The organism is Streptomyces sp. SID3343 (assembly GCF_009865215.1).
In the GTDB taxonomy this organism is placed as follows: domain Bacteria; phylum Actinomycetota; class Actinomycetes; order Streptomycetales; family Streptomycetaceae; genus Embleya.
Genome location: NZ_WWJX01001214.1, coordinates 1 through 6,099 on the forward strand (window position 1 = coordinate 1; position 6,099 = coordinate 6,099).

4 protein-coding genes and 1 pseudogene are annotated in these 6,099 nt (G+C 69.6%); 3 read left to right on the forward strand and 2 right to left on the reverse strand.

Features of this window, described 5'->3' with window-relative positions:
• Positions 1-221, reverse strand: a pseudogene (locus GT354_RS38365) (alpha/beta hydrolase); the annotation flags it as partial.
• A gap of 107 nt (positions 222-328) precedes the next feature.
• Entirely contained in the window at positions 329-1,573 is a 1,245-nt protein-coding gene (locus GT354_RS38370) for an MFS transporter (RefSeq protein ID WP_161361007.1), read from the reverse strand.
• Between the two features lie 98 nt (positions 1,574-1,671).
• Here GT354_RS38370 and GT354_RS38375 point away from each other — a divergent pair, with 98 nt between their 5' ends.
• From GT354_RS38375 to GT354_RS38385, 3 genes are all read left to right on the forward strand, one after another.
• Positions 1,672-2,250, forward strand: coding sequence for a TetR-like C-terminal domain-containing protein (locus GT354_RS38375; RefSeq protein WP_161361008.1), 579 nt, complete (start codon positions 1,672-1,674; stop codon positions 2,248-2,250).
• A gap of 563 nt (positions 2,251-2,813) precedes the next feature.
• Entirely contained in the window at positions 2,814-5,162 is a 2,349-nt protein-coding gene (locus GT354_RS38380) for an MMPL family transporter (RefSeq protein WP_161361009.1), read from the forward strand.
• Positions 5,163-5,416: 254 nt separating this feature from the next.
• Entirely contained in the window at positions 5,417-5,932 is a 516-nt protein-coding gene (locus GT354_RS38385) for a histidine phosphatase family protein (RefSeq protein ID WP_161361010.1), read from the forward strand.
• The last annotated feature ends 167 nt before the right edge of the window (positions 5,933-6,099 follow it).

A 6,099-nucleotide genomic window follows, 5' to 3' on the forward strand; every position in this document is an offset into this window, starting at 1 on the left:
GTCGACCGGGACTCGCCGTGTTCGGCGAGGTCGACCGCCAGGACGCGATAGTGCTCGGGGAGGTGCTCGGTCACCGCGTCGAAGTCGCCGCGGTCGCACCCCCAGCCGTGGACCAGGACCACGGTCGGGCCGTCGACCGGACCGGTCGCCGTGTACCGGATGGTCGTATGGCCCGAACGCCGAACCTCAAGGCTCGTCTCGGTCCCGTTTCCTGTTGTCACGGTGTCTCCATCTCGCTCGGTCCCGCGTTTCGAAAGGCGCAGATCGGTGGGTGTGATCGGTGTGCTGCGAACGGTGGTCGCCGGATCCGGTGCCGCCGGCCGCCGCGTCAACTGCACGGGGCCATGACGGCCTGGCGCTTCGTCCGTCCCTGGTTCAGGCTCAGGGCGAAGGCGGAGAAGCCGACCACCGCGATCGCCAGGGCGTAGATCACGGTGGCGGTCCTCAACCCCAGGGCGGTGACGGCGATTCCGCCGAGTACGGCGGGCACGCTGTTACCCAGATAGCTGATGATGTTCGCCAGGGCGAAGACGGCGCTGCGCTCGTGTGGCCCGGCGATCCGGGCGAAGGTGCCGAACGTCGCCAGTACCGAAGCGCCGAAGCCGAGACCGGCGAAGACGGTACCGACGGCGGAAAGCCAGACGAGATCTTCCGCCACCCCGGCAAGCGACGTCAGGGTCCCGAGCCCGAGCATCGCGGACGAGGGGGCAAGCAGCGAGGACGCCGGACGAGAGCGGAGCAGGGAGATCGCGAGCGCTCCGGTGCCCGCCAGGAGCGTCACGACGACGCCGCCGGCCAGATGGCTGTGCAGCCCCAGCAACTCGGCGGCGACGGACGGGCCGAGCGAGAGGTACATCCCGGCCAGGGCCCACGTGGCGATCATCGCCGGCACCACCGGGACGATGTCCGCGCGCAGGTGCGCGGGCATCGCGATGCGCGGGCGTAGGGAGGCGACGGCTCCCGGCCGGCGCAGCGAGGTCTCCGGCATGAGGGCGACGAACACCGCCGCCGGCACCATGGCGCCGAGCAACAGTGCGTAGACCAGTCGGGTCGGAGAGGGGCCGAACTCCACCAGCACGCCGCTGCCGAGAGCGCCGAGCGCGAGTCCGGTCAGGGGGGCCACCGAGGTGACGACGCCCGCCCGCCCGCGCGACGGTTCGAGATCGACGAGAGTGGCGCTCAGCGTGGTGGTCGCCGCCCCGGTCGCAATGCCTTGCAGTACGCGGGCGACGGACAGTACGAGTACGTTCCCGGCGACCAGGAACAGGGCGAGCGCGACCACTTCCAGGGCGATCGCCGCGGCCAGCACCGGCCGGCGGCCGAGATGGTCCGACAGCGCTCCGACGACGAGCAACGAGCCCAGCAGGCCGAAGACGTAGAGGGCGAAGACGACGGTCAGCACCCAGGCCGTGAAGTGCCACTGGCGCTGGTAGACCACGTAGAGCGGAGACGGGGCGCTCGAAGCGGCCAGGAAGAGGACGAGGATCGCGGCCACGCCGGGAAAGGCACCCTTCCACGGCGCGCGGTGCGGAGCGCCGGCAGGCGGCGCGGCGGCGGATGACGGAACAGGCATGTAAGCCTCGCAGTGATCGTTGCGTTAGCGGTCCGAAGGTACCACAAACGCAGCGAACACTGCGCTAAAAAAGCAGTGATCGATGCAATAATGGGCGTATGCCTGCTTCGACATCGCCTTCGTCCCCACCCCACGCCGGCGCCCGGCCCGGCGGCCGGTCGGCCCGGGTGCGTGCGGCCGTACACCAGGCCGTCAAGGAACTGATCGTCGGTGAGGACAACGAGCCGCTGACGATCCCGGTCGTGGCCGCCCGCGCAGGCGTGCACGCCACCACGGTCTACCGCCGCTGGGGCTCCGTCGGCGACCTGCTCGCCGACGTCACGACCAGTCGCTTTTCCGGGGACATCGTGGTGCCGGACACCGGAAGCCTCCGCGGGGATCTGGAACGCTACGCCTCCGACCTCGCCAAGGATCTCGGCGACCCGGACACCCTCGCCCTGGTACGCGCCACCATCGGCACGGGCGGAGAACAAGGCGCCGCCGCATGCCGCGGCGAACGCCAACAACAACTCGAAGCCATCCTCGACCGGGAGCAGGCCCGGGGCGGACAGCCCCCCACCCTCGAACACACCACGGACGCCGTACTCGCCCCCCTCTACTACCGCGCCGTCTTCACCGACCTGCCCCTCACCCTCGAATGGACACGCATCCTCGTGTCGCACCTGCTGCCGGACTGATCGGCCGGTCGGGGCGACAGGGGCTGTGTGACCAGGCGCCTTGCCCGACCTCCGCGCTTCCGCGCTTCCGCGCTTCCGCGCTTCCGTGCTTCCGTGCTTCCGTGCTTCCGTGCTTCCGTGCTTCCGTGCTTCCGTGCTTCCGCGCTTCCGCGCTTCCGCGTCGGTGCTTCTGTCGGCCCCGCCCTGGTTTTCGGGTTCGCCCTCGTGTGCGGCCCCGTCCTTGCCGGGGCTGGCGGGGAACGGCTTTGGGGTGGTGGGGCGTTGGGGGTGTGTGGGGCCGGGCCCCGCTCGACCTCGGCTTCGGTTCCGGGGGTGGGGATCGAGGGTTTGGGCTGGTCGGGGCGGGGGGCTTTGTAGGTTCCCCTTACATCTACTGTCCGGCGGCCCTGATTCGGGTGTCGCGGGGTCGTTCCTGGGGGTGGGGACAGCCCTACTACGCAGGGGTGTCTACCCCCCTTCGGAGACACCGGTCCGCAGGATGTGACCGCCAACACCGCGCCAATACCTTCGTGTGTGTCGAAGAAACAGCTTCGCCATCCGGAGAAACATAGGAGCGGGGACCCATGGCATCCAGGCGCAATCTCGCCGCCTCGATCGGCGGTTGGAGTGCACAGCATCGAAAGACGGCGGTTTTCGGGTGGCTGCTGTTCGTGGTCCTCGCCGTCGTGATCGGCAACATGACCGGGTCGCGGGAGATCACCGACGCCGAGCGTGGCGTCGGCGAGTCCGGCCGGGCCGCACAGATCATCGACGAAGCCGGCATCAAGGAGCCCGCCGGTGAGATGGTCCTGGTGCGCAGCGACAAACTCACCGCGCGGGACCCGAAGTTCATCGCCGCCGTCGACGACGTGATCAAGCGGGTCAACGCGACGCAGATCAAGGGCGACAAGGGCCCCGCGACCCTCAACATGCGTTCGCCGTACGAAGGCAAGGGGGGCCTGTCGGACGACCAGCACTCGGCGCTGATCCAGTTCGACATGACCGGCGAGGACGACAAGGCCGTCGACAACGTCGATCCGGTCCTGGACGCGGTGGCCGAGGCGCGCAAGGCGCACCCCGACGTGGCCATCGAGCAGTTCGGTGACGCCAGTGGCGACAAGTGGTTCGGCGACACGATCGCCAAGGACTTCCAGCGGGCCGAGTGGACCGCCGTCCCGCTCGCGCTCGGCATCCTGCTCGTCGCGTTCGGCGCCGTCGTGGCCGCGCTGCTTCCGGTGGCCCTCGCGCTGACGGCCTTCGTCGCCGCCGGTGGGTTGCTGGCCCTGAGCAGCCACCTGATGCCGGTAGGCGACAACGCCCAGTCCGTCATGCTGCTCATCGGCCTCGCGGTGGGCGTCGACTACTGCATGTTCTACCTGCGCCGCGAACGTGAGGAACGGGCCAAGGGACGCGACGCCGAGACCGCGCTGCGGATCGCCGCGGCCACGTCCGGCCGGTCCGTACTGATCTCCGGCATCACCGTCATCGTCGCCATGGCCGGCATGCTCCTGTCCGGGCTGAGCGAGTTCGAGTCGATGGCGTCCGCGACCATCCTCGTCGTCCTGACCGCGGTACTCGGTTCGCTGACCGTCCTGCCCGCGATCCTGTCGATGCTCGGCGACCGCGTGGACCTGGGCAAGATCCCCGGCCTGGCCAAGATGCGCCGGCCCACCGAGGGCAGCAAGATCTGGGGCGCGATCCTGGGTGTCGTACTGAGCCGCCCCAAGGCCACGGCGGTGCTCGCCGGCGGCCTGATGATCGCCCTGACCATCCCCGCGCTCGGGATGAAGACCTCCGAGCTGCCGATCGACAAGGAACTGCCGACCGACCTGTCGATCGTGCAGACCTACCAGCACATCGAAAAGGCGTTCCCGGGCGGCCCGGCGCCGGCCCAGATCGTGGTCAAGGCCAAGAACCCCGACGACCCGAAGTTGCAGGCCGCCTTCGACAAACTGCACGCGGCCGCCGTCGCGAGCGGCAAGATGCACGAGCCGATCGAGGTCGAGCGGCAGGGGACCACCAACGTCTTCAAGATCGCCGTACCGCTCGCCGGCGGCGGCAACGACTCGACCAGCGAAGCGGCCCTGGACACGCTGCGCAACAAGATCATCCCCGACACCCTCGGCAAACTCGACGGCGTCGACGCGCCGGTGACCGGCAACACCGCCGGCTCGAAGGACTTCAACGACAAGCTCGGTGACGCCCGACTGCCGATCTTCGCCTTCGTCCTGGGCTTCGCGTTCCTGCTCATGCTCGTGTCGTTCCGCTCGATCAACATCGCGATCACCGCGATCGTGCTCAACCTGCTGTCGGTCGGCGCCGCCTACGGCGTGATGACGCTGGTCTTCCAGCACGGCTACGGCGACTCGCTGGTGGGCACCGAGGCGCCGGGGGCGATCGTCTCCTGGATCCCGATGTTCCTGTTCGTGATCCTGTTCGGCCTCTCGATGGACTACCACGTGTTCGTGGTCTCGCGAATCCGCGAGGCGTACGACAAGGGCATGGACACCAAGGCGGCCGTATCGCACGGCATCCGCACCACCGCCGGTGTGGTCACCAGCGCGGCGACGATCATGGTCGCGGTGTTCGCGGTCTTCGGCACCCTGTCGATGCAGTCCATGAAGCAGTTCGGTGTCGGCCTCGCGGTCGCGGTGCTGATCGACGCGACGATCATCCGCGGGCTGCTCCTGCCGGCCGTGATGACCCTGCTCGGCGACCGCAACTGGTACCTGCCCCGCTGGCTCGGGTGGCTGCCGCAGATGGACCACGGCGACGAGGCGGTCACCGCCCAGGAGCCGGTCCGTGAGCCGGTCCCGGCGTACGCGGCGGCCGGCGGCTACCAGGACCCGGCGTACGAGCCGGCCTACCCGGGTGGTGGCTACGACGAGAGCGTGTCCCGATCGCGCCGGATCCCTCGGCCGCCGGTGGGCTGAGCGTTCCAACCGACCGGTCGACGTGACAATCACGTCATCGCACCGCCAATAAACGATCACATCCCCTAAAAGGGCGGGTCGGGGCCGGATACTCGGTCCCGACCCGCCGTGCGTGTCGGGATCCGTCGGATCGGGGCAGTCGTCTCGATCCGGTCGGGGCGGTCGTCTCGATCCGCGGGGCCCTCGTTGCCGATGTGGCGAGACGCCCGCCCGACCCGCAGTGCACAACGGCCGATGTCTGAGAGGCTGAACACATGGCATCCCACCGACAGCGCAATCTCGTGGTGATGAGGCACGCGAAGGCCGAATGGCCCGACGGGCCGGACCACGAGCGACCCCTCGCCGAACGCGGACGCAAGGACGCCGTCGAAACCGGGCACCGACTGCTCGACCACGGCGTCACCCCCGATCTGGTGGTGTGTTCGCCGGCCGTACGCACCCGGGAGACCTGGCGACTCGTCGGCAAGGTCTACGACCACAAACCGCACACCGTCTACGACGAGCGCGTGTACGAGGCGAGCGCCCAAGCGCTCCTGTACCTCGTCCAAGAAACCCCCGACGACGTCGACACGCTGCTGCTCATCGGGCACAACCCCGGGGTCGCGACCCTGGTGAACGCGTTGGCGGGCAGCGGCGAGGGCGACGCGCTCGGGCGGCTCCGGGAGAAATATCCGACCTCGGCCACCGCCGTGCTCGGCTTCCACACCGCGTGGTCCGACCTGCAGGAGAGGTCGGCACACCTGCATTCGTTCGATACGCCGGCCTCCTGAGCCGGTCCGACCTCGGCCCGGGTGTTCCGGGCTCCGCTCGTGACCGCGCTTCGCGCGCCGGCGGCTGCGCCGCCGGCGGCCTCCGGCCAGTGACCGCGCTTCGCGCGGCCACCCTCCTGTTGCCGCGCTTCGCGCGGTGGCGGCTGCGCCGCCGGCGGCCTCCGGCC